The sequence below is a fragment of the Streptococcus sp. SO2 genome, assembly GCF_030440025.1.
In genome coordinates, this window is record NZ_JAQFJH010000002.1 from 1 (window position 1) to 25,536 (window position 25,536).

A 25,536-nucleotide genomic window follows, 5' to 3' on the forward strand; every position below is an offset into this window, starting at 1 on the left:
CATGAGGAAATATGCAAAGAAACGTGAAGTATCTTCCTACAGTAAAAATACTCGAAAGCACATAGAATAAGGCTTTACGAGCATTTAAGAAAATATAAAAAGATAATTAGAAATTTATACTTTGTTTCAACATAAAAAACTCCTTTTTTTAAAGAAAAGTGGGGCATTCAAGGAGACCTACCTAAATGCTTTGTATCGCCTTCATCCAGCTTATATAAACAAAAAAAAACTCCAATTACAATCAAGAATTAGAGTTTAGCTTACAAGATTAGACAGTTCTTTTCGACATACGAAAAAAACCTTTTCACATTTCCCTTCGCCAGTCTTAACTGTATCAGGTTCAATGGGTATCATCTCAGCCTAAAGCACCCCAAATGTCTTTATTATTTTATTACTGGACCAGTATAACAGAATTTGAAAGCCCTAGCAAGATTTTTGACTGGAAAATATATTTATATGGTTTGTTTGTTCATTCTTTTAATCTACATCAAAGGATTGAATCTGTCCTATAATTCATAACCAATATCAAAAAAGGCTAATTCTAAAGCAACTGATTGATTCCAGCGTTGCTGAAGTTCTGTCAAATCTTCTCTACCTTTCCCGACACGATTGAGTTCGTCAACCAGAAATTGAACCCACTCTGTAAAGAAAGGACCTCTGTGGAGATTGATCCATTCCAAATGAATATAGGCTTCAGGTAGAGCCAAATCTTTAGAACCCCAGTCTAAATAGAGACCTTCTGCAATGACCAGCATGACTAAAAGATGAGCATAGTCTGATGAAGCAACAGCAGAATACATTAGCTCCTGAAAGGCTTTTGTTACAGGGTGCAAGGTCACTTCTAGATAGTCATTCTCTGCTACTTTTAACTCTTTGAAAGCTTTTTGGAAATAACCATCTTCATCTGCTTCAAGAAAGCCTAGTTGCTTGGCAAAACGAAGTTTGGATTCAAGCTGGTCTGCGTGAGCTACACAGGCACCCAGCATGGATAAGAAGGCATCAAAGAAATGATAATCTTGAATCAGGTAGTCTTTTAAAACCTTATTCTCAATTGTCCCCGCAAAAAGTTCCTTAACAAAACGATGATTGATTGCAGCCTGCCAATCCTTCTGACTGCTTTTTAATAATTCTCCAACGGTCAAACCCGGCTGAAATGCATAGTCTTGTGTTTCCATATTTACTTCTCCTCTCTTTACTCCTTAGTAATTAATAAAACACCAAGAGATACCAAGCGAAATCGTAATTCCACTTGATACTTTTAAAGAACATCGAGGGCATTTGCAGAGAGCTACCTAAACAAACCTATCCTCTTTTGATAAACAAAAAAACTCCAATTACAAACGAGAATTAGAGTTTAGCTTACAAGATTAGACAGTTCTTTTCGACATACGAAAAAAACCTTTTCACATTTCCCTTCACCAGTCTTAACTGTATCAGGTTCAATGGGTATCATCTCAGCCTAAAGCGCCCCAAATGTCTTTATTATTTAATTACTGGACCAGTATAACAGAATTTGAAAGCCCTAGCAAGAACTTTGACTGGAAAATATATTTATATAGTTTCCGATAACGATTTAATCTTTCTATACACGAAGAAAAACCTCCACATAAAGTGAAGGCCGTCTTCTTTATCAATACAATTTCAAGTCACGAGGGTCAACTGGGAAGGTTGGGTTGTATGGGTTGTGACGGAGTTTGAAGTGTTTGACATCCTCAATAGTCTGAGTTCCAGATAATTGCATGACCGTCTTCAATTCTGCATTTAAGTGCTCAAAGACTTGACGCACACCAACACTACCGCCGAGAGCCAAACCATAGATCACAGGGCGGCCAATAGCTACCAAGTCTGCTCCTGAAGCCAAGGCTTTAAAGACGTGTTGACCGCGACGAACACCAGAGTCAAAGACAATTGGCACACGTTTATCAACTGCTTCAGCCACTTCTTGAAGTGAGTCAAAGGATGCTGGTCCACCGTCGATTTGGCGACCACCGTGGTTGGTTACCCAGATACCAGAAGCACCTGCGGCAAGCGAACGTTCAACGTCCTCACGGCATTGTGGTCCCTTGACATACACAGGAAGACCTGAGTATGTAGCGATAAATTCGACATCGCGTGGAGACAAGCGTTGTTTAGCTGACTTGTAAACAAAGTCCATTGATTTTCCAGCACCTTCTGGCAGGTATTCCTCAACAATCGGCATACCAACAGGGAAGACAAAACCATTGCGTTTGTCGACCTCACGATTGCCCCCTACAGTTGCATCTGCCGTCAAGACAATCGCTTTGTAGCCTTCATCCTTCACACGGTCCATGATATGGCGGTTGATACCGTCATCCTTACTAAAGTAAAATTGGAACCAATGAGGTGTCCCTTGAAGGGCTTCTGTAATTTCTGGAAGGTCAACGGTAGAGTAGGAACTAGTTGTATAGAGAGAACCAAATTCATGCACACCACGCGCAGTAGCTACTTCCCCCTGCTCATTTGCCAATTTATGAGCCGCAACAGGCGCCATAATAATTGGTGAAGATAATTTTTCACCCGCAAATTCAATCTCTGTACTTGGATTTTCAACATCACAAAGCGTATGAGGAACAATAAGTTTGTGGTTAAAGGCACGGATGTTCTCGCGTAAAGTGAAAGTATCCTCTGCTCCACTAGCGATATAACCAAAGGCAGCTTTAGGAATGACTTGTTGCGCCATTGGCTCCAAATCATAAGTGTTAATAAAATCTACAGGTCCTTCTGCATTGCTTGTTTTATATGACATAAAGTGTCCTCCTTGTTAAGTAAGCGTTTACTTTGTCTTACATAAACTATCTTACCTCTTTTTCAGAATCCTTTCAAAAATTTTGTCTGGAAATTTCAAACTGATTATCTGAATATGCCTCCAAAAAAGAAGGTCTCTCATTCTATCATTATCCTATATTCTCCTTTACCTTTAGGGAGATTTGTTTTATTGCCCACATATAAAAAATCAGGTAATCCTTGTGACTACCTGATTTTCTATGTTTTAAGCATTTTGCCAATTTTCTTGGTCTTCTTTAAAGCGTTTTAGGAGGTCGAGTCCTTCTGGCGTAATGTAACCTTCTTCTTGGGCTAGGTGGATGAGTTCGCTGTAGTTAGAAAGTGTCACCAATTTCACATCAGCATCCGCAAAATTCTTATCGGCTTTCGGCAATTGATAACTGAAAATCGCTACAACTCCAAGCACATCGGCTCCTTCGCGTTTAGCAGCTGCTACGGCTTCAAGAACAGACCCACCCGTTGAAATGAGATCTTCAACAACAACCATCTTTTGTCCCTGAGCTACACGACCTTCGATTTGATTACCTGCTCCGTGGTCTTTTGGTTTGCTACGGATATAGGCAAAAGGCAGATTCATCTTATCAGCAATGATGGCTCCGTGCGGAATCCCTGCTGTCGCTGTTCCTGCAATCACTTCTACTTCTGGAAATTCTGCTTTAATAGCTTCCACAAAACCATTTTCAATCAAGCTACGAGTTTCTGGATAGGCAAGCGTCACTCGGTTGTCAGTATAAATCGGCGATTTGATACCAGATGCCCAAGTGAAAGGCTCCTCTGGTTTGAGGTAAACTGCTTGGATTTTCAAGAGGTGGCTAGCGATATCTTTAGCAAGTGTCATAGTATTCTCCTTTTGTTTTTATAATCTATTTCTTTCATTTCAGTCTTTGTTCCATTCATCCTTGATGGTATGATAAGCTGCAACAGGATCCTCAGCTTGGGTAATGGGACGTCCCACTACGATATAGTCACTACCGATTTGATAGGCTTCCGCTGGCGTCATGACACGTTTTTGGTCTCCTACGGCAGTTCCCGCCGGACGAATTCCCGGTGTCAGACAGATAAAATCTGAATTGGTGGCCTGCTTGATGAGTTGCACTTCCTGAGCTGAACAAACCACACCGTCCAAGCCCGCTTCAGCTGTCTTCTTGGCATAGTGAATCACAGACTCTTGCAGAGTGGTTTGGATATTTTGAAAATCCTGCATCTGGCTTTCCGACGTTGATGTCAGCTGGGTCACAGCGATCAATTTTGCTTGTGTCCCCAGACCTTCACGCGCAGCCTTCATCATCTCCACACCACCTGCAGCATGAACGTTAGTCATGTCCACACCAAGCTGAGATAAGACCTTCATAGCCGATTTAACTGTATTTGGAATGTCATGTAGCTTGAGGTCCAAAAAGACACTATGCCCCAATGACTTCAAATAACGGACAACTTCTGGACCTTCCGCATAATAAAGCTCCATCCCTACTTTTAGATAAAGACTTTCTTCTGCTGGGAAAAGAGATAAAAATTCCTTGACTGCCTCAAAACTAGGAAAATCAAGAGCAATAACTGGACGATGTTCACGCATACCTTTCTCCTTTTACCTTTGTAAGCTAGAGAGCATGAAAAAGGAACCTGCCAACAGCAAGGTTCCACGAAAAATGGGTAGTCTCCACCCTTTCACCGTCTAACCTTAGCTGCCTCTCTGGACTGCTTTAAAGGTTTTTTTCTATTCTATTATTTATAGTAGGACTTGTCAAGCAAAAACTCGAAACTAGACTTCTATACCATTCAAAATCAAGAGGAAAAGTTAGTCTAACGACTCTGTGATTGCTGGCTCGTTTGGCTTTGATTTCCCTGTTCTTCTTGTTTTTTCTTTTCTTCTTCCTGTTTTTTCTTCTCAGCTTCCTTAGCCTCTTGCTTGGCTTTTTCTTCTGCTTCTTCTATCAGCTTATCCGCTATGGTATAGCTGTATGCTCCAGCCTCCATATCGACTACACTCGGTTCTGTCAATTGGGGCTTGATTTTGCTGTAATAAGGCAATTTCTTGCTCAATTCTGACAAGGGAACCAAAACCTCATCTGTGTCCAGCATAGTAATTTTTAAAAGATCTGCTGTTGCCTTGCTCGGCGCTAATTCGATTTTCTGGATTTGACTCTTGATATCCTCACTGATGGTAGACAATCCTGTTATCAGCTTTTTCACCTGCTGCTCATCGTTAAAGGTAACTGTCAGATAAGTCTCAGGCAAGTTTAAGCGATCAACAGGAGTTGACTCTACTGTACCACTAGAAAGAATTGGATAATACTCTTCACCAGACACATAATAACCAACAATATCAAATTCCTTAACCTCAATCGTAAAGTTAGTCGGAAATTGATAGTTAATCTTCGCTGATTCTATCCAATGATTGGACTTGATTCGCTCAGCGTATGTTTCCTTATCCAACAATAGAGCTAAAGTATAGTCACTATCTTGAATCCCAGAAGCCTGTTTGATGTCATCCGCCTGGGTGTTACTATTCCCCTTAACCTCGATATTTTTGATGGTCGAAAGTGGAGTCAATAGATAGACTGAAAGAAGGAGGACCAGGACACTGGGTACCAAGATACTCACAGCTCGCCAAATATGAACAGGCGCAATTTTAGGTTTGGCTGGTTTCTCTGGTTTTTCTTTTTTCTTCTTCTCTTTTCCCTCTTTGACTTTCCGGTCATCCTTTTGAGATTTTTCTTCTTTTTCGGATAGTTCCTTGCTTGGACTTGAGGCTTCCTCATCTGACTCACTCGATGATTTCTTGGATTCCTCCAATAGTTTCGAGTTGGCTTCCTTACGAGCTTGTTTTTCCTTTTCCTTCTCTTCAGCAAGGGCAGCTTCTTCCTCAGCCTTCTTCTTCAGGTATTCCTGGTTTCGTTTCTGCCATTCAGACAATTCTTGCTTCTGGTTTGATTCTTTTTTCTTATCCTTTGACATTGATATTCCTTATGCTAGGTCTTTTCTTAGTAGATCGTAAAAATCTGCAAGAGATTTCAATTCAGTCGAAGCTTTCATGCTAGCTTGGTATTGGTCCTTGTGACTAAGCAAGTGACTGAGTTTCGCCTCCAAGCTTTCCAAGGTCAAGTCACTTTCTTGAAGTTCTTCTGCGTAGCCTTTCTTAACAAAGTAGGCTGCATTTTCAATCTGATCTCCACGACTTGCTTCACGACCCAATGGTACGATGAGATGGAGTTTCGCCATGGCCAAGAGCTCGAAAATCGTATTGGCACCGCCACGCGTCACCACCACATCTGCCATCTCCATCAAGGGTTGATAGAGATCCGTCACATAATCAACACGAAAGAGATTTTGACTCAACTCATTGAGGCTTGAATCTCCAGTGAGATTGATAATATTGTAGCGTTCGGTCAGTTCTTGCTTATGATCTGTCACCAATTGGTTAAATACACGAGCTCCTGCAGAACCACCAACAAACAATACCGTTGGCAATTTAGGATCAAAGTGGGTTTGGATATCCACCAATTCATCTGGTTCAGGAGTTTTTTGGTCTGAAACCTTGGTCACTGCCCCCACATGCTCGACTTTTGCGAGACCAGCAGCCTGCTCAAATGTCGAATACATCTTAGTCGCAAATTTATAGGCAATTTTATTGGCTAAGCCCATAGAAAGGTCCGATTCATGAATAAAGACAGGCACTCCTGACACTCGCGCTGCGATAACCGGCGGTACAGAGACAAATCCTCCCTTAGAAAAAAGAGCCTGTGGACGCAGTCGTAACATGATAAAGAGCGATTGAACAATTCCCCAACCAACTTTGAAGACATCCAGCATATTTTGCCAAGAAAAATAACGACGCAACTTCCCAGTCGCAATAGAATGGAAAGTAACATCCAAACCTGACTTGAGGATTTCTTGGTGTTCGATTCCGTGTTTATCACCAATATAGTGAACTTCCCAGCCGTCTTCGATGAACTTAGGCATTAACAAAAGGTTGAGGGTGACGTGTCCAACCGTCCCCCCACCTGTAAAGACAATTTTTTTCATATTATTCCTTTAACTCCGCTACTGTGTCGATGAAAAGATCTCCACGTACTTCAAAGTTAGCATACATATCCCAGCTAGCATTAGCAGGACTGAGGAGAACCACATCTCCTTGAGTCGCAAGCTCATAAGCCTTGCGGGTCGCATCTGCAATATCTGTCGCATCCACATAAGCCACACCAGCCTTATCTGCTGCCCGTTTGACACGTTCTGCAGACTGACCGAGGATAACCATCTTCTTGAGCCCAGTAATATCTGGCACCAATTCGTCAAACTCATTTCCACGGTCCAAACCACCTGCGATTAAGATAACCTTACTGTTGTCAAATCCTGACAAGGCTTTTTGAGTAGCCAAGATATTGGTTGACTTACTATCGTTATAGAATTTGACACCCTTGATTTCATCCACAAACTGGAGACGGTGTTTGACACCTCCAAAGGCTGAAAGAGTTTCCTTGATGGTTTGGTTGTCTACACCACGGAGCTTGGCTACTGCAATGGTCGCAAGGGCATTTTCTACATTGTGGCTACCTGGAACACCAATTTCACTCGCTGCCATGACCACTTCTCCACGGAAGTAGAGTTGACCATCTTCCAGATAAGCTCCATCAACCTTTTCCTGTGTTGAAAATGGTACAACAGTGGCTTGTGTTTTGGTAGCCAATTCTTTTGCCAAGTCTTGGTTAAAGTTCAATACAAGGAAATCAGCTGCTGTCATCTTGTTCTGGATATTCCACTTAGCTGCCACATACTCCTCAAAAGAACCATGATAGTCGATATGAGTGGGCATGAGGTTGGTAATAACCGCAATCTCAGGATGGAATTCTTGGACACCCATCAGTTGGAAAGAAGAAAGTTCCATGACGAGCGTGTCCTTGGCTGTCGCAGTTTGAGCCACTTGACTAGCAGGATAGCCAATATTCCCTGACAAAAGACCGCGTTGACCAGCAGCAGTTAAAACTTCCCCAATCATCGTCGTTGTGGTTGTTTTCCCATTTGAACCAGTGATACCGATAATTGGCGCTTCTGAGATTAAATAAGCCAATTCCACCTCAGTCAGGACTGGAATCCCCTTTGCCAATGCCTTTTCAATCATGGGATTGCTATACGGGATACCTGGATTTTTCACCATCAGAGCGAAATCTTCATCCAAGAGCTCCAAAGGATGCCCACCAGTGACAACCTTGATTCCCTCTTCTAGCAAGCTTTGAGCAGCAGGATTCTCCTCAAAAGGCTTGCCGTCATTTACTGTCACAATAGCACCCAGCTTGTCCAACAAACGGGCCGCAGACTCACCAGACTTAGCCAAACCTAAAACAAGTACTTTCTTATTTTTAAACTGATCGATTACTTTCATGTCTCAAACTCCATTTCTACTCCTACTATTTTACCATTTTTATGAAAATAATACTAAACGAAAATGCTCTAGCCTTCATTCTAGCATAGAAAAAGAGAGCCGTAGCTCTCTTTCTATTTATCTTCTTCTGCTCTTTTTTACAGGCATGAGCGTAATGTCTCTCAAGCTAAAGTAGGCTAGAGCCAGCATGGCGATTGTGACAAAGAATTCTGTCGGTAATTGGAAGATTTGCAAGATGGACAACATCAGCAAAATCAAGAGTGCAACAACTACAAAGACCAAGATAACGATGTTGACTGTTCCTTTGATACTTTGGGGTGTCGCAAATACATAGAGTAGTAATAAGAGTATCCCTATGATTAAATAGACCATCTTTATCTCTTTCTAGCTCTTATTCAGCTGATTTTTTCTTCTTGTTAGCTTTCTCACGCTCTGCCTTGTTGAGGATTTGCTTACGCAAACGGATTGACTCAGGCGTTACTTCCATGTACTCATCGTCGTTCAAGAACTCAAGAGACTCTTCAAGGGTCAAGATACGAGGTGTCTTGATAACCGCTGTTTGGTCCTTGGTTGCAGAACGAACGTTGGTCATTTGTTTGGCCTTAGTGATGTTAACTGTCAAATCGTTTTCACGAGAGTTTTCACCGATAATCATTCCTTCGTAAACCTCAGTACCTGGGTTGACAAAGATTGTACCACGTTCTTCGATAGACATGATTGAGTATGTTGTTGCCTTACCAGCATCGATGGAAACAAGGGCACCACGGTGACGTCCACCAATTTCACCTGGAATCAATGGCAAGTATTGGTCGAAGGTATGGTTCATGATACCGTAACCACGAGTCATTGACAAGAACTCAGTTGAGTAACCGATCAAACCACGCGCTGGAACAAGGAAGACCAAACGAGTTTGACCATTACCAGTTGAAATCATATCCAACATTTCACCCTTACGTTCAGAAAGGCTTTGGATAACAGATCCTTGGTATTCTTCTGGAGTATCGATTTGAACACGTTCAAATGGTTCACATTTAACACCATCAATCTCTTTTACGATAACCTCTGGACGAGATACTTGAAGTTCATAACCCTCACGACGCATGGTTTCGATAAGGATTGACAAGTGCAATTCTCCACGTCCTGAGACAGTCCATTTATCTGGTGAGTCCGTTGGGTCAACACGAAGGGAAACGTCTGTTTGCAATTCTGCTTGCAAGCGTTCTTCCACCTTACGAGAAGTCACCCATTTACCTTCTTTACCAGCAAATGGTGAGTTGTTGACCAAGAAAGTCATTTGAAGCGTTGGCTCATCGATGTGAAGGATTGGAAGAGGCTCAACTGCATCTGTCGGTGTAATCGTCTCACCAACAAAGATATCTTCCATACCTGAAACGGCAATCAAGTCACCTGCTTTTGCTTCTTGGATTTCACGACGTTCCAAACCAAAGAAACCGAAAAGTTTTGTAACACGGAAGTTCTTCGTTGTACCATCTAGTTTAGAAAGGGTAACTTGGTCCCCAACTTTCACACTACCACGGAAGACACGACCGATACCGATACGTCCAACGAAGTCATTGTAGTCCAAAAGTGACACTTGGAATTGCAAAGGCTCATCTGAGTTGTCTACTGGAGCTGGGATGTGGTCGATAATGGTGTCAAAGATTGGTGCCATCGTAGCTTCTTGGTCAGCTGGATCGTCTGACAATGAAGAAGTTCCGTTGATAGCTGAAGCATACACCACTGGGAAATCAAGCTGGTCATCGTCTGCACCAAGCTCAATGAAGAGCTCCAATACTTCGTCTACTACTTCTGCTGGACGAGCTGATGGTTTATCGATTTTGTTGACAACCACGATTGGAACAAGGTTTTGTTCCAAGGCTTTTTTCAATACGAAACGAGTTTGTGGCATGGTTCCTTCGTAGGCATCCACGACCAAGACAACACCGTCAACCATTTTCATGATACGCTCAACTTCTCCACCGAAGTCCGCGTGTCCTGGTGTATCCATGATATTGATACGAGTTCCGTTGTAGGCAACGGCAGTGTTTTTCGCAAGGATGGTTATTCCACGCTCTTTCTCGATATCGTTTGAGTCCATAGCGCGCTCTGCCAATTCAGTACGTGCATCAAGCGTTTCTGATTGTTTCAATAATTCGTCAACGAGGGTTGTTTTACCGTGGTCAACGTGGGCGATAATCGCAATGTTACGGATATCTTCTCTTAATTTTGTCATGATTTCCTCTAATATTTAAATTTTTATTTCTAACTGAACAATTATACCACAGTCTCATTCAAAAATCACAGTTCAGCTAAGTGTAAATGTTTTCACTCTGCTTTTCTAGTCAAGGCAACTCTTTTCAAAGTCAGAGACTTATGATAAGATAAGCTGGTATGCGTTTAGATAGATTATTAGCCCAAGAAAAGGTCAGTCGCAAGGCTATGAAACAGGCTCTATTAAAAAAAGAAATCCTAGTAGACGATTGTCCAGCCAGCTCCCTGGCTCAAAATGTCGACACTGGGTTGCAGAAATTAGTCTTTCAAGGACGGCAAATCCAAGGCTACGAGCACACCTACCTCATGCTTCATAAGCCAAACGGAGTCGTTACAGCTAGCAAGGATAAGAAACTGCCAACCATCATGGACCTACTCCCACCTGACATCCAGTCTGACCAGCTCTATGCTATCGGCAGATTAGACCGCGATACGACGGGACTGCTGCTTTTAACAGACAATGGACCTCTTGGCTTTCAGCTCCTTCATCCCCAGTACCATGTCGATAAATCCTATCAAGTGGTAGTAAACGGACCGCTCACGTCAGACCATATCCAAAAATTCAAAGATGGGATTGTCTTTTTAGATGGGACCACTTGTAAACCTGCTCAGCTAGAAATTCTAGACATAAGCCCAACAGAGAGCCATGCCTCTATTACCATCTCAGAAGGAAAATTTCATCAAGTTAAAAAAATGTTCCTCTCAGTTGGTGTCAAGGTGACTGCCCTAAAACGCGTCCAATTCGGTGACTTTACATTAGACCCAGAACTAGCAAAAGGGCAATTCCGCCCCTTGAATCCAGAGGAATTGGAAATCATAAAAAACTACTTAGAGATGAGTCGATAAAATAAAAAAGCTTTAAATTTAAAGCTTTTTTATTTTTTGCTTATCTAAAAAATACTGCGACAGCTACAATTCTAAAAAATACTGCGACAGCTACAATCCAGTTAAGTACAGAAACCACAAGTCCAATGATATTCAGAATTTTTCTGTTTTATAGTCTAGTCCAGATTCTTTTTGGTATGAAAAAGCCAAGACCAATCCTATGATCCCCAAAATCAGACCTACTATTGGAAATAGCAAACCAAGGACGATAGATAAGATACCTAAAATAAGTGAAGTTTTTTCTTTTGTTGTGAATTCATATTATAAAATCTCCTTAAATTTAATATAAATGATGATACCTTAAGATACTAGCTTTATCTACCATTCGACAGATTTTAATAGAATGTTAACTCGTCTTCACTTTCCCTTTCCAAGAATCTAGTCCATAAGAAAGAATATAAATCTCAGAGAAACCTTGTTTTTTCAAATAAAGTGCTGCATTGGTCACTCGTTGTCCACGTTGATTTTCGTAGAGAAGGACAGGTTTATCCTTGCGAAGGGCTGCAAGGCTTGACTTCAACTGATTTGAAGGAATATTGCGAGCTCCGAGGATATGTTTTCTGTGAAATTCTGCTGGTTCACGGACATCAATCAATTGCCCTTTTCGAATCAAGGCTTCAAATTCTGCATTATCCACTATCTTAGCCGCACGACGAATACGAAGGTAGTTATACCCCATCCATGCCGCCATCGCTAGTACGATTCCCCACAAAACCCAAATTGTCATAAGTTCTTATCTCCATTTTTCTCTATGTAGTCTAATTCTATCTTGTGCTCTCTACGAAGAACAGCTTCCGCTTCTAGGTAATCTAGCTTGTCCATGAGACCTGCATCATAAATCCGAGAGAGTTCGAGCTTCATCAGTTCAATATCATACAAACGCTTCCCCATGTAAACAATAATGCCAAATTGTTTGAGAAATTGCTGCACATCATAGAATGTTTTCATAGCTTCCATTCTAACAGATTTTAGACTTTTTTTCAATACTGGACCGGTTCTTTCCCCCTATTTTCTTCGTCTTCATTGCCCATTCTTCCGCAAGTATGGTACAATAAAAACATGAGAATTCAACAACTACACTATATTATCAAAATCGTCGAAACTGGCTCTATGAATGAGGCAGCCAAGCAACTCTTTATCACCCAACCCAGTCTCTCTAATGCTGTTCGAGACTTGGAAAATGAAATGGGCATTGAAATCTTTATCCGCAATCCCAAGGGAATTACCTTGACGCGTGATGGGATGGAGTTTCTCTCCTACGCTCGTCAAGTTGTCGAGCAAACTCAGCTTCTGGAGGAACGTTATAAAAATCCTATCGCCCACCGCGAACTTTTCAGCGTTTCCTCTCAGCACTATGCCTTTGTAGTCAATGCCTTTGTCTCTCTGCTCAAGAAAAGTGATATGGAGAAATACGAGCTCTTCCTTCGTGAAACTCGGACTTGGGAGATTATCGATGACGTCAAGAACTTCCGTAGCGAGGTCGGTGTCCTCTTTTTAAACAGCTACAATCGTGATGTTTTAACGAAAATGCTGGATGACAATCACCTGCTAGCCCACCACCTCTTTACCGCTCAACCCCATATCTTTGTCAGCAAGACCAACCCTCTAGCTAAAAAAGACAAGGTCAAACTGGCTGATTTGGAAGACTTTCCTTATCTGAGTTATGACCAGGGGACGCACAACTCCTTCTACTTTTCAGAGGAGATTCTTTCACAAGAGCACCACAAGAAATCCATCGTAGTCAGTGACCGTGCCACCCTCTTTAATCTTTTGATTGGTTTGGATGGTTACACCATTGCAACAGGGATATTGAACAGCAACCTCAACGGAGACAATATCGTTTCCATTCCACTGGACATTGACGACCCGATTGAACTAGTCTATATCCAACATGAAAAAACCAGCCTGTCTAAGATGGGCGAACGCTTTATCGAATACTTACTAGAAGAAGTTCAATTCGATAATTAATAGAAAAATGAAAAAGGGAAAAAGAAAAAGTTAGGAAATAAAAAGTGAAAAAGATACTACTGACCAGTGCTTTAATCCTTTCAATCGCAGGATTAGCACCCGCATCCGTCTTAGGAGAAGAAAACACAACTCAATCCACATCTGCTGTCAAGGAAGCAATTGCCAAAGAAGAAAAGAAAGAGTCGAGTGTTGAGGAAAACTCTAAATCAGAAGTTCTTCCTAAAGTAGATGTGCAAGAAGACAAGCCCAAAAAAGAAGGATGGTACCAAGAAAATCATCACTGGCGCTTTTACCAAGATGATAAACCTGCTTTGAACTGGAAACAAATCCAAGGCAAATGGTACTACTTCGATCAAGATGGTAATCGTCTTCATTCTACTGTCTACAAAGGTTATGCCTTTGACCAAGATGGTGTCATGACAGAAAATAGCTGGACCAAACTGGACAATCAATGGTATTATGCTGATTCCTCTGGACGACTTGCTCAGAACACCTGGAAAAAAATCAATGGTTCTTGGTATTATTTTGACCAAACTGGAAGCATGCTCAGCAACACTGCCGTTGACGGCTATCTGCTCACAAAAAGCGGGGCTATGGCGGAAAAGGGCTGGACAAAATTAGATCAAATTTGGTACTATGTCGCTCCTTCTGGAAAGATCTCGCAGGATAAATGGGAGAAAATCAACGGTTCTTGGTATTACTTTGACAAAAACGGTGGAATGCTGAGTGCGACAACCTTCAAGGGCTACCTCTTCAACCAGAGCGGAGCTATGGCAGAAAACAACTGGGTCAAAATCAAGGATACTTGGTTCTATGCGAACGGGTCAGGGAGATATGTCCAAGAAAACTGGCAAAAGATTCAAGGTTCCTGGTACTCATTTGACCAGAATGGTGGGATGCTAGCAGACAAATGGAAAGAAAGCTACTACCTTAAAACCAGTGGAGCCATGGCGGAGAATGAGTGGATCTTCGATAAAGCCTACAAGAGCTGGTTCTATCTAAAAGCGGATGGTCGTTATGCAAATCAGGAGTGGATTGGAGCATACTACCTCAAGTCAGGTGGTTACATGGCAAAGAGCGAATGGATTTACGATAACTCTGACAAAGCACGCTACTACCTAGATGATAATGGACATTATGTTTCAGGAACTTACAAGATAGACGGTAAGGAACACCTGTTCCAAAAATACGGCCAATGGATTTCTGAAGTTTCAACTGAAGGTGGATTTGTAAAAGGCCAATACAGCAATACCATTTTCCTAGATCCTGGGCATGGTGGTCGAGATTCAGGTGCCTTTTACTACAATGTAGCTGAAAAAGATCTCAACATGCAGATTTACCGTAAGCTTCGTAGTAAGTTGGAAGAACTAGGTTACAAGGTCCTCACTTCTCGTGATAGTGATATTGACGTTGATTTTGTTACCGAACGTTCTCGTATGGTTAATAAAACCAACTCGGATATTTTTATCAGTATTCACTTCAACGCTACTGGTAATACCTACTCAAAAGCGAGCGGTATTCAAACCTACTCCTATAGCGATGAACCTGATTATCCAAGTAAGATTAATAAATACTGGCACAATCACCCAGATCGTATGAGTGAAAGCAAACGCCTCGCCACTGCCATCCACTCCTCTCTCCTAGCAGAAACAGGGGCCAAAGACGCTGGTCTGTTGGAGAGCAGCTATGCCGTACTACGCGAAACAGCCAAACCAGCCGTTCTCCTAGAACTTGGTTATATGGATAATTTCTCCGAAAACCAACAAATTAGAGATAGCCACTACCAAGATAAACTGGTCGCAGGCATCGTAAAAGGGATTCAAAAATATTACGCTGGTCCGTAAAAAAAGTCTCGAGAAATCTCGAGACTTTTTTATTTATCTTCTTTTTTATCCTTATCAGGAAAGAGGTAGCCAAGTCCTACACAAGCTAGCACACCGGCACCAATCACCAAACCACTTGAAATGGGCAAGAGATCAAAAATAGCATTTGCAATGATAAAAGCAATAATTAAGCACATCAGACTAGCCTTATAGTCTTTTTTCAAAAGATTTTCTAGAGTGAAATAGAGGAATAAGCCAACTGGAATCAGTGACCAGAGGTTGACATCCAAACTTGGCCATCCAACAGATCCGAAATACAATACTAGCGCTGCTGCTACTAAAAATACAAGTCCCAATAATTTTTTCATTTTTTTGTCTCCATTTTCTTTTTTTGGTTCTTGAGTTGTCTGATACTGACCCCTCACGTCCCTTACATGAATCATTATAGCAGAGGAATTTTTCAAGAACAAGCCCTTTTGCCTATCTGGTCAATATCTCTGTCTAAGTGGTTGAGTATTTGTAACAAAAGAAAAAGAAGCCCTAATGGGCTTCTTGATTCTGCCGATTGCAACAGTATTTTTGAACGAATACCATCTAGTTTTTCTTTTCCTTTGGCTCTAGAGAAGATTTGATTGATTCACGATCTGCTTGTAGTTGAGCTAAGTTCTTTTCTGCTTCCTCAAGTTTACTGGTATCTGGTTTCACACGATAATAAACATTTTCTGGTTTCATTAACATCGCTTCATATTGTTGTCCAGAAAAAAGTCTTTCCTCAGCATGATTACTTTTATCCGTAATCTTTCCATCATCCCCAGGTTGCATAACAACTCCACTTGGCACAGCTACTACTACAAATCCTCCAGCAACAGAATCTTTTACCCATGCACTAATAGACGCTGTCTCAGGGTTACGACTATCTTGACCTTTTGATACCTTTAATCCAACTACAGATTCGTACTTTTGATCATTTGTAAACCAAGTCGCACGTACCTCTCCAGAATCATTAATAATGTATTCATTACCAGATTGACTACGCCAAGTACCTTCTAAACTAGACAAATCATTGTTCTTGATTGCTTCAATATCTAGTTTTGGAACAGCAGTTTCTTTCTTGAACTTGCTAACAAGTGCTTCTGCTTCCGTAATTTTGGTATCTAAAGCAGTCAGTTGATCCTTGAGTTTTTGAATTTCCTCTTGTTTATCCTTATCAGTCTCATCTGTTTTTCCTTGGCTTGTAGACGATTTACTTGTTGACTCTGTAGTTGAAACAGCAGACGATGTTTGATTTGACTCTTTCTTTCCAATCAGAAGATATGAGAAAATACTTACCAAGATGAGAGTGACTAAAACAGAGAGTGCTATGCCAATATAGATTTTTATATTTTTATTCGGAGCCGACTTTGATTCAGACCGCTTAGGTCCATTGATCTCTTCAAATTGTTTTTCCCGTTCTTTCTTATTCATAATTTTCTCCTTTTTGATTGATATTCAGGCAAGCTTACGATACTTCATTCGTTACTATCCATGAACTTTTATGACTTTTAAAAAAAAATCCAAGCAAAAATTTCTAGAATAAATAACTATCAAAATATCTCTAGATTGGTATCAAAACAAGTATTTATTACAATACATTATACCACAAAATATAAACAACCGTTTGTATTTATATTTTTATAAGCCAAAGAAATGGATTTTAAACAGAACCCATCTCCATTAGAAAAAGCCTGTCCTGTGACAAGGCTTTTACATATATCTCTTTAAAATCTCCTATTTTCATAGAAATCTAAATAATATATTTATAAATCAATATTTTCACAAAACTATGTCATCACCTCACTATCTAATCTCAGTACATAAACCATTTTTTCTATAGCTTTTGTCTTAATCTTTATTTTTTCTCTTCAATCCAAGAAAAGCTCCTACTATAAACATGATTCCGGCAGCTAATAGTGTCTGGGCTCCGCTTGCTGTTCCGGTTTTTGGCAACTGATTAGGATTGTTACTAGTTGATTTACTATTGATGTTGGTATTTTTATTAGTTAAGTTTCCTTGTTCATTTAGATAAATGTTCTTGTTAATTTCAAAGTTTTTATCATTTTCATCAGAAACAATACTGTTGACATCATTAGTTGAATTAGATTGTGTTTTTTCTTTCTTTTTCGATACATCAAAAGTAGGTTTATTTTCCTCCTCCTTTTTCTCCTCTATTTTCTTGAATACAGGTTTTATAAAGGTATCTTTTGATAGATTAAGAACATAGCCAGCGTCTTTTTTCCCTTCGAAACCAGAAATTTCCCAACCATCAAATTGGTATCCTTTTTCTAATTCACCCATATAGACAGGTAACATAAAATCTTCTTCCGACACTATCGTTGAACTCATTTCTTTTCCATTTTGAATTGTCACAGTCACCGTATGAGGTTTTAATTCGCTTACCTCTCCCGTATCTTTGTTTAAAATGAATTCTTTTACGGTTGTATTTCTTGCGAAATCTTTTACAACAATCTTAATGTTTAGTGTCTTATCTGTTAGTTGTTTAATATCATCAAATGATTTGTATTCTTTTCCATTAACATAAATATGTTGTTCTTGAATCTCACCATCGAATCCATTATTTCTTTTATCATTGATGTTAAAGACTACAGATTTTCCATTAGCATATTCGATACTAGTATTTCCTTTTGGATCAATCTTTACTTCTGGTTTGACATTATCATATAAAAATTGATAATGTACTCCAACCGCTTTCGCATTCAAATCGCTATAGCCAGTTTGAAGATAAACATTTCCATCCATATCTGTTACCTTATCTGGGAATCCGTTTGCTTTATAGTCTTTCATCCCCCAGTCCATGATGTCACCGTCTTTAACATTAAGCTTAATGTTAAAATCTCTAGTGTTATCAATGTGTAAATCTCCGTAGATTAAATAATTATCTACAACCGATTCATTAACTCTCAACTCCCAGTTAAAACCACCCTTATCAGAAATCTTACCTCTTAAATAAAATTCTGGATTTCGTACATAAATTTTATTAGTTTTAGATGGATTAAAGTAGTTCTTGTCCATTGAAAGATTTACTGGTTTTGCATCAATAAATAACGTAGAGCCATCTTCTTTTATAGCTTCTACATTGGACTTATCCTCTCCTGTGTACTCTTTACCATCTTTACCAAATAATACCAGTTTAGAAGGATCTGTTACAAGATTGCCATCTTTATCGATTGCCTCCCCTTTATCATTCATTTTAAATGTAAACACTTGATATCTTACAATGTTAAAGCCGTCCAAAGCCGACATTAATACTGATTGAGTACTTCTTCCATCTTCAACATTTCTACTATCAGCATAAATTGTTGTTTCTGATAAGACTCTTAGATTAGGACTGGCCTTTTGGATTTTTGCTATATCTTCCTGGCTATAAACTCCATTCCCTTCTAACATATCCGTTTTTCCAGGATTATAGGTAGTCACTTTTAGTGCATAGCCTTTTCTCAGAATGATATTATCCTTTAACAGATATTGTTGTTTTTCTGAATCAGCATAGATTTTACCAGATTCCATGTCCGTTAAATTGTTTGGTTTGTTTTTTGAGAGATCTCCTTCTCCTAATTCTATTACATTCCCATAACTTGATGCATACGGATATTCTGCTTTAGTTTCCTTATTTTTTTCAGGCATTCTAATTTTAGTTTCAGCTTTTATCTGACCATCATCTTTGACAAAAAACCTCATATCTCCTGCAAAAGCTAATCCATCCACAATATCATTAATATTAGCGTATAAATCAAATGTCATCGTTTTTGAGTGGGAATCATACTTGGTCGTTTTGATTTCTATCGATTTATAATTATTGCCATAATATACCTTGGCATTTTTAGAAACATTACTGATCTTTCCAAGAATTTCAAAGTGTCCATCTTTAGACGGGTTTAGAATGCCATAAATTTTTGATTTGATTTCATCAAGTTTTTCAGTTTCATATTGTAAGGCACTACCATCGTCATAAGCAATGATATTTCCCTTATCATCGTATTTATAATCGTATTCCTCTATTCTCTTACCAGTTTCACTTGTAAAGTCATCAACTTCTCTGAATTTCTTTTTAATGAGTTTCTTTAAGTCTTTACTTTCAAAATCTCTAATTGTTGAAATAGTTTTATGAATAGTCAAGCTAGATTTTTCTTCGGTAGCCTCTTCATTTTCTTGATGATGTTCTACTTCCGTTGTATCTTTTTTAAGACTATCCTCTTTTCTATTTTCTAAATTTTTAAATTTAGATTCGGGAATCTCGCCAAGCTTTTGGTATTTAGATGAATCTTGATCAGGATCTACTAGATAATAGGAAATCATCCCCTTTTCATCAGCATGATCAGCAAATTTAATTCTATGAATCTTTGTGAAATTGCTAGAACCGTCTAATGCAATCACTTCAATGATTTTGCCTCTTAAATCTCCTGCACCTTTAATTTCATAAATGGTATTTCCGTCTTTGTCAAGTTTCCTATTTCTTCCTTGACCCTCACCTGCATAAGTGACTTCAAGATTTTTCTCAACCTCTCCATCTTCATTAACAAGAGCGGCCCCAGCATACCAAACTTCGTTGGCAATCTCGTCAAATTTTTCAGGATGTTCTTTTTGATCTCTCGCAAATAACGTTTCATTCTTGTATTGCTCTTTGACCTTGTGATAAGTATCCTTTGTAATTAACTTAATTTTTTCAGGGTTTGAAAAATCAATTGAAACAATCTTTGGAGGTGTGTTATCAATTTTTACAGGAATATAGGAAACCTGCCATGGGTAATCCTTGGTTAATCTATATTTAAATTTATAGAAATATTGGCCTTCCGCAATCGGTTCAAATTGTCCTCGTATCTTAGTAGCAGGATCTTTTTTGTCATTACTTTCTGGGGCATTTTCTTCTCTACCTCTAGGGTTATAAATGAGTCCATCCCATTTCAAGTCACCCCAAACTTTTAGTTTAGATGATTTGATTCCTTTTGCATCATTTCTTTTAGAGTTTAAAATTCCTTTAATAAAGTGTTCTCTCGAAATGACTTTTAAGTCTTTTTGATTTTCTCCTTCTTTATTTGTATTTACTATTGAAATCACCCCTTCTTCTGCACTTCTTAATACAAGTGGAGAAGGCGTTAATCCTCTCTCAAGTTGAGCATCTTGAGGATTTCCATTTGAATCTAAAGGATAGATTTTAGCAATATTAGAGCCACTTGATGAAGGTGCGTTGATTCCTTCGTTATTGAAAGCAAATAATTCTGGATTTTGATCTAGGGATGTTGTATTTTTATCTTTTCTATTTTGGATAACTCCTGCTGGATTAAATTTATCTATACCATGTTCTCCACCAATCCCCTTATTTAAGGTACCTGGAATTTTTGGTTTACCATCATCATCATAACCTTCCATTGCTTTTGATTTTGATCCTTCTTCCCAGGCCCATTTATCAAGGATTGGTTCGTGGTTCCAATTCCCAGCAAATCCCATTAGAGGCATCGATAAAGAAGGTTGGAAGTTTCTTTTCTTCCCGTTGGAGTTTAGAGCTTCCATTTCTTCCACTGACTCAAAATGAATAAATGATTCTACAAATTTATTTTTATTTTTTGCTTCCCCAACATTTATAACCGCATTTAAATCAAAGCTGGAATTTGGACCTATAGTGAAAGTGTCATGCTCAAATGTGATATTTGCTCCTTTGACTTTTTCTGGGTGAATTTCTGGAACAATTTGCTTCCCGTCCGGAGATTTTTCATCTTTATATGTTTCATCGAGTTTTAGCCTATCAGTTAGAGCATCTGTAGTTACAGTTGATGCAGAAACTTTAAAGGTTAAAGGTCTGTTTGAGGTATTGTGAAGCTTAATTGTAAAGTATTTTTTATCACCTTTTATTTCTTTAAGAGAAATGGAACCATATGAATTTACCAAACCTTTAGAATCTGTATTTTTGAAAGTTGCTACAACTTCATTTCTCAAAGCGTTGGCAACATTAATTAGACCTGCTCCCTGTTGTCTAGGTGATGCAAAGTATTGACTCTTTTCTTTCCAAGAGGTTGCATCCATCATCGGTCTTGCAGTATTTTGTAAGGCTATTTTTGTAAGACTTGTAAGGTCTATTTTGTCATCTCCCTTAAGATTTTTCAAGACAGGTCTTTCAAGCAATTCCTTTAATTTTGGTCGAATCAAAACAGTAGAAGCTGCTACGATTGGAGTTGCCATACTAGTTCCTGACATATAACCATAAGTGGATTTACCATTGATAACATTTAGAGTGGATTTAATATTTTTACCAGGTGCTGAAACATCCGGTTTTAAAAGCAAGTCTGTTCTTGGCCCCCAAGATGTAGACCCTGCTGGGACTATAATATCTTCTTTATAAAGTTCTTTGTCTGTGTCAGCTGCAAATTTAAAGTCAATTTCTTTTTCATCACCTACATTCGGTTTATTAGAATTATAGCTTTCCATATCAATTGGATAGTATTGTTCTAAGTTATCTTTAAAATCTTCCTTATTATTTCTTTTGACTTCAGTTTTTTTATCAGGGTTAATCATGTTCCATAATTTTACACCATCATCTCCTGAAATTGAAAATACTTGACTTTTAGTCCCTTCATCCGCTTCATATCCCATAGCTGGAAGGTCTGTCCAATTATCTCTATTGTAGTAATTTACAGTATTTACAACCATAATGGCACGTGCGCCTTTATCCATAGCTCTTTTAAAAGCATCTTTTAAATCCTTGGTATAAATTCTATCCATTACTGCAATTTTGCCCTTAAGATCCAAGCCTATCAAATCCTGGTCTTGACCTTTGCCTATATATACAAATTTTAATTTATTTGGAGTTTTTGACCCATCCTCATTGGTTAGGATTTTATTTTTATCGAAAAAAGCTCCTATATTTCTGTATTTAAAACTTTGTCCTCCAATGTTAACTTTATCAAATTCAACTGTCTGATTTTTAGCAGAAGCGACCGCTATCGCATCTTCATGTGCTGCAGTTCGCGTTACATTTCCAGTGTCGGTCATTTTCAGATTATTATTTGCCACTAAATCCCATGAAGAACTTGAAGCAGAAGTCGCAAAATTACCTGTAGCAACAACCATTGGGATTCCAGCTTTTCTTAATGCTCTAATAGCCTCCCAATATTTCTCGCCTACAAGACCTGTTCCCGTAAAGCCAGATGATACCGAAACAACATCGACATTGTGTTTGATCGAATCTTCAATAGCATGAAACATTGTTTCATCACCCGCAAACCCAGATCCTGCGTCAGAGTACATTTTATAAGAGAAAATTTGTGCATTAGGCGCAATTCCATCTATGCCATTAAAGTTCTTGATGTCTTTTTCAGTATCATTTCCAGCAAGAATCCCTGCAATATGCATCCCATGTGGGTCAAAATAATCCCTTCCATCATCATATTTTTCTACAGTGATTTTACCACCATTATAATAATTGAACGCATGAGGGATTTTATCACTCAACCAATAATTTTTATCAGTGCCTTTTAAGTCATCTTTTTTAAATTTCATCGAGTCTTTGGCATCATCATCGATTCTCATAGCCTTATGCCTATAATCTGTTCCAGTATCGATATTTGAAATAACCATACCTCTACCATCAAAATTTTTCCCAAATGGAGCATTAATAGACTTTAGGTAATCAATAGCTTCCTCAACTCCAATTTCCTTTCTGGCATGATTCATCATTGGTTGGACTTTTTGTGATCGTTCAACCGACGAAACACCTTCTATTTGTTTAATTTTGTCCAAATTATCTGGAGTTGTTTCAATGGCAGCGCCATTAAAAATCGTATTATAGGTATATAAAACTTTTGTATCCTTAAGATTGGATAGTTCCTTGATTGCTTTTTCTCCAGATTCTTTATCTTTAAATTCAGCAATATAGACAAGTTTATCTTCTTTTTTCGGATTTTCTGTATCTTTATTTACAAATGAGTCCGCATCATCTCCTTTGAGTTGCTTGGAGTCTTCTTTGATACTTGCTCCTTCGTTACTAGTTTTTTTGTCTATCTCAGACTTTCTACTAACAACCTCTTTTTCCTCAATAACTGTTGTCTTCTTCTCCTCAATATCCTTTGAAGTTTCTATAACATTATGAATATCTTCAGATTGTTCATTGTTTTCTGTTTCTTTATCTGCTACTACTTTTTCTTTACCAGAAATTTTTAAAGCATCTTCAGAACTAGGTGCATCTGCTACTACTTTTTCTTTATCAGAAATTCTTAAAGCATCTTCAGAACTAGGTGCATCTGCTAAAATTACCTCATTGGGGGCATATGCTGCTAAAATAACTGCAGCAGTAGTTAATGACAATACCGTACTTTTTTTCATTATAATTCCTTCATTTTTTATTTTAAACCCAATAGATAGAAAACTTTAACTTTGCTAGCCTTTGTTATAAAAAGTTTTATGACGTATTATCTAGTGGGATAGAGTAGTACATTTATATATAATTGTTAGCTCTCTGAAAAATAGTATATCAATTAAAAAAATTTAAGTCAAGAAAAATTAACCCAGGTTAATTTTTTTTTTAATCCATGTTAACAAATAGGTTAGTCAATAAATATTATAGTTAACTGGGTACAATATAAACTCATTCCTCCCATCAAAAATAGTAGCAATCAACTGGAATAATTACCAAAATCGCAAAAAGGGGTATGGATAGAATATATGCCTTAATAAACATGCAAAAACAACCGCTATAATTTTCAACGGTTGTTTGTAACATATTTAATGTTTAAATCTCATCCTATTTTATATCTTACGAACCCGCACTTTCGTAAGCGTCCAAGCCCCTGTCCCAGAGTTTTAAAGAAATAACAAAGAAAACAAGGGAAATCAAAATCAACCCACCAATGTTAAAGAGCCCGTCTTTATCCTGCAAGAAATAGCTGGCAGGATAGTAGGCTGTAAAGGCGAAAGGTACGATAAAGCTAATCAACCAACGAAGGAGCGAATTGTAAATGGAAATCGGGTACTTGGCAAAATCATTAAACATATAGAAAATATAAATCATGGCACCTGACTGCTTGGTCCAAAAAGCGATGCTGGCAGTCGCGATTTTCAAGGAAGTATAGATCAAGGTCGCAAAAGGAATACAGACTAGAAAAATCAGGAATTTTGGAAGAGTCCAACCAATGCTAGACACTGTGGTCGCTAACAAAATACCACCGACCAATAGTTCGCCCAAGGCATCAATCTGAAAGGTCTCAACCAAGATGTGAAAAAGAGGATTGATAGGACGCGTCAGGTACTTGTCAAACTCTCCTTTTCGCACCAAACGTTGCCCCAGAGCCCAGAGATTGTCAAAAAAGAGATGATCTAGTCCCTTGGGAATTAAGGAAAATCCATAGATAAAGGCGATTTCTTGAAAAGTCCAGCCTTCTAAGGAAGGAATGTGTTGAAAGAGCACATTGAGAAACAAGAGGTTCAGGCCTTGAGTCAGAAAAACTCCTAACACGCCCACCACAAAATCGACCTTGTATTCCATGATTTGCTTGATGTATTGTCTGATAAAAATCAAATGCATGCGTTGATATTTTTTCATACTAACCTCCTTGAATAGTGATAAAGGACTGGACTCGTTTCCATATCAACTGAGACAAGCCCACCATCACTATGAGCCAGAAGAACTGTAGCAAGAGTGCTTGAAGAATCTGACTGGCATCGTATTTCCCAACAATGATCATAACTGGAGTATAAATCAAAGATGAAAAAGGCAAGAAGGACAAAATATCAGAAACAATCTTTGGAAAGAAAGCCAAGGGAATCAGACTTCCAGACATAAAGGCCACTATAGAAGTCTTGAGTAGATTGGAACCCCATAGATTTTTAAAGACAAAGGCTGAAAATCCAAAGCAGATATTAAAGAAAAAGTTGATTAGGTAGGCTAGAGTTAAGCTAAAAAGATAAAGGATGGTTAAGCCCAGCAATTCTACAATTCCTTGTCCTGATAAGATTTTCATCAAGACAATGACACTTAAAAATGGCAGTCCAACAGAGATAAAAATCAACCACTTGGAACCAAGCTCCGTAAAGAGATAAGAGGCCGCAAAATGCACTGGTCGCAACAAGCGCATGATAATGGAACCATCCTTGACCTCCTCCCCGATCATAAAGGAGCTGTCCGACCTAGTCAAAAGATTAGTCACAAAGCTCATGATGATGTATAGGGTGATGTCTGCCATACTAAAGCCCTGAATCAAAGATTCTTGCGAGGAATCAAAGACAGCCTTCCAGAGATAGAAAGCAACAAAAGCTCCCATAACATCCCCAATCCGATAAAGTAGAAAGTTGACTCGATAGGTAATCAACTCCTGAATCCCTGCATTGATAAAGGGTTTATAACGTCTCCACAATTTGACCATC

General features: G+C 38.8%; 19 protein-coding genes, 1 pseudogene and 2 riboswitches. Of the genes and pseudogenes, 3 read left to right on the forward strand and 17 right to left on the reverse strand.

Annotation, left to right across the window (positions count from 1 at the left end; all coding sequences use genetic code 11):
- Window positions 1-294 precede the first annotated feature (294 nt).
- A riboswitch (TPP riboswitch) is annotated at window positions 295-383 on the reverse strand.
- 123 nt (window positions 384-506) lie between these two features.
- From PCY17_RS02500 to typA, 9 genes are all read right to left on the reverse strand, one after another.
- Window positions 507-1,175: a TenA family protein gene (locus PCY17_RS02500; RefSeq protein WP_301391141.1), complete on the reverse strand. Its 669-nt coding sequence runs from the start codon at window positions 1,173-1,175 to the stop codon at window positions 507-509.
- 218 nt (window positions 1,176-1,393) lie between these two features.
- Window positions 1,394-1,482, reverse strand: a riboswitch (TPP riboswitch).
- A gap of 148 nt (window positions 1,483-1,630) precedes the next feature.
- Window positions 1,631-2,767, reverse strand: coding sequence for an L-lactate oxidase (lctO, locus tag PCY17_RS02505; protein ID WP_301391142.1), 1,137 nt, complete (start codon window positions 2,765-2,767; stop codon window positions 1,631-1,633).
- A 243-nt stretch (window positions 2,768-3,010) separates the two neighbouring features.
- Window positions 3,011-3,643 (reverse strand): orotate phosphoribosyltransferase, encoded by a 633-nt coding sequence (gene pyrE / locus PCY17_RS02510; RefSeq protein WP_000170887.1) that lies wholly within the window; start codon window positions 3,641-3,643, stop codon window positions 3,011-3,013.
- A 39-nt stretch (window positions 3,644-3,682) separates the two neighbouring features.
- The gene (gene pyrF / locus PCY17_RS02515) at window positions 3,683-4,378 is read right to left on the reverse strand and encodes an orotidine-5'-phosphate decarboxylase (protein WP_301391143.1); all 696 of its coding nucleotides are present in this window, start codon (window positions 4,376-4,378) and stop codon (window positions 3,683-3,685) included.
- Window positions 4,379-4,605: 227 nt separating this feature from the next.
- Complete coding sequence (locus PCY17_RS02520) at window positions 4,606-5,760, reverse strand: cell division protein FtsQ/DivIB (protein ID WP_061587728.1); 1,155 nt, start codon at window positions 5,758-5,760, stop codon at window positions 4,606-4,608.
- 9 nt (window positions 5,761-5,769) lie between these two features.
- The gene (locus PCY17_RS02525) at window positions 5,770-6,828 is read right to left on the reverse strand and encodes a UDP-N-acetylglucosamine--N-acetylmuramyl-(pentapeptide) pyrophosphoryl-undecaprenol N-acetylglucosamine transferase (RefSeq protein WP_076984424.1); all 1,059 of its coding nucleotides are present in this window, start codon (window positions 6,826-6,828) and stop codon (window positions 5,770-5,772) included.
- 1 nt (window position 6,829) lies between these two features.
- Window positions 6,830-8,182, reverse strand: a complete 1,353-nt coding sequence (murD, locus tag PCY17_RS02530) for a UDP-N-acetylmuramoyl-L-alanine--D-glutamate ligase (protein WP_301391144.1) — start codon at window positions 8,180-8,182, stop codon at window positions 6,830-6,832.
- A gap of 117 nt (window positions 8,183-8,299) precedes the next feature.
- Window positions 8,300-8,554 (reverse strand): DUF3165 family protein, encoded by a 255-nt coding sequence (locus tag PCY17_RS02535; protein ID WP_000262661.1) that lies wholly within the window; start codon window positions 8,552-8,554, stop codon window positions 8,300-8,302.
- A gap of 19 nt (window positions 8,555-8,573) precedes the next feature.
- On the reverse strand, window positions 8,574-10,415 hold the full coding sequence (gene typA / locus PCY17_RS02540) for a translational GTPase TypA (protein ID WP_301391145.1): 1,842 nt from the start codon (window positions 10,413-10,415) through the stop codon (window positions 8,574-8,576).
- 158 nt (window positions 10,416-10,573) lie between these two features.
- On the opposite strand from typA, the gene PCY17_RS02545 reads away from it, so the two are divergent.
- Entirely contained in the window at window positions 10,574-11,299 is a 726-nt protein-coding gene (locus tag PCY17_RS02545; protein WP_049485370.1) for a 16S rRNA pseudouridine(516) synthase, read from the forward strand.
- Between the two features lie 40 nt (window positions 11,300-11,339).
- Here PCY17_RS02545 and PCY17_RS02550 read toward each other — a convergent pair.
- From PCY17_RS02550 to PCY17_RS02560, 3 genes and pseudogenes are all read right to left on the reverse strand, one after another.
- Window positions 11,340-11,598, reverse strand: a pseudogene (locus tag PCY17_RS02550) (DUF4190 domain-containing protein).
- Between the two features lie 86 nt (window positions 11,599-11,684).
- On the reverse strand, window positions 11,685-12,065 hold the full coding sequence (locus tag PCY17_RS02555) for a rhodanese-like domain-containing protein (RefSeq protein ID WP_049485369.1): 381 nt from the start codon (window positions 12,063-12,065) through the stop codon (window positions 11,685-11,687).
- Window positions 12,062-12,295, reverse strand: coding sequence for a YqgQ family protein (locus PCY17_RS02560; protein WP_044135604.1), 234 nt, complete (start codon window positions 12,293-12,295; stop codon window positions 12,062-12,064). The genes PCY17_RS02555 and PCY17_RS02560 overlap by 4 nt, the downstream gene beginning before the upstream one ends.
- Window positions 12,296-12,397: 102 nt before the next feature.
- Between PCY17_RS02560 and PCY17_RS02565 the strand changes: the two genes are divergently transcribed.
- Both PCY17_RS02565 and PCY17_RS02570 read left to right on the forward strand, forming a co-directional pair.
- Entirely contained in the window at window positions 12,398-13,306 is a 909-nt protein-coding gene (locus PCY17_RS02565; RefSeq protein WP_001222578.1) for a LysR family transcriptional regulator, read from the forward strand.
- A gap of 44 nt (window positions 13,307-13,350) precedes the next feature.
- Window positions 13,351-15,150, forward strand: coding sequence for an N-acetylmuramoyl-L-alanine amidase (locus PCY17_RS02570; protein ID WP_216732687.1), 1,800 nt, complete (start codon window positions 13,351-13,353; stop codon window positions 15,148-15,150).
- A 29-nt stretch (window positions 15,151-15,179) separates the two neighbouring features.
- Here PCY17_RS02570 and PCY17_RS02575 read toward each other — a convergent pair whose 3' ends face one another.
- The 5 genes from PCY17_RS02575 to PCY17_RS02595 form a co-directional block, all read right to left on the reverse strand.
- Entirely contained in the window at window positions 15,180-15,497 is a 318-nt protein-coding gene (locus PCY17_RS02575) for a hypothetical protein (protein WP_000734665.1), read from the reverse strand.
- 226 nt (window positions 15,498-15,723) lie between these two features.
- A complete protein-coding gene (locus PCY17_RS02580) occupies window positions 15,724-16,593 on the reverse strand; it encodes a DUF6287 domain-containing protein (RefSeq protein ID WP_070696904.1) in 870 nt (289 codons plus the stop codon).
- Between the two features lie 417 nt (window positions 16,594-17,010).
- Complete coding sequence (locus PCY17_RS02585) at window positions 17,011-23,499, reverse strand: S8 family serine peptidase (protein ID WP_301391146.1); 6,489 nt, start codon at window positions 23,497-23,499, stop codon at window positions 17,011-17,013.
- 430 nt (window positions 23,500-23,929) lie between these two features.
- Window positions 23,930-24,715 (reverse strand): ABC transporter permease, encoded by a 786-nt coding sequence (locus tag PCY17_RS02590; protein ID WP_070696900.1) that lies wholly within the window; start codon window positions 24,713-24,715, stop codon window positions 23,930-23,932.
- A gap of 1 nt (window position 24,716) precedes the next feature.
- Window positions 24,717-25,535, reverse strand: a complete 819-nt coding sequence (locus PCY17_RS02595; protein WP_000240154.1) for an ABC-2 family transporter protein — start codon at window positions 25,533-25,535, stop codon at window positions 24,717-24,719.
- Window position 25,536 lies beyond the last annotated feature (1 nt).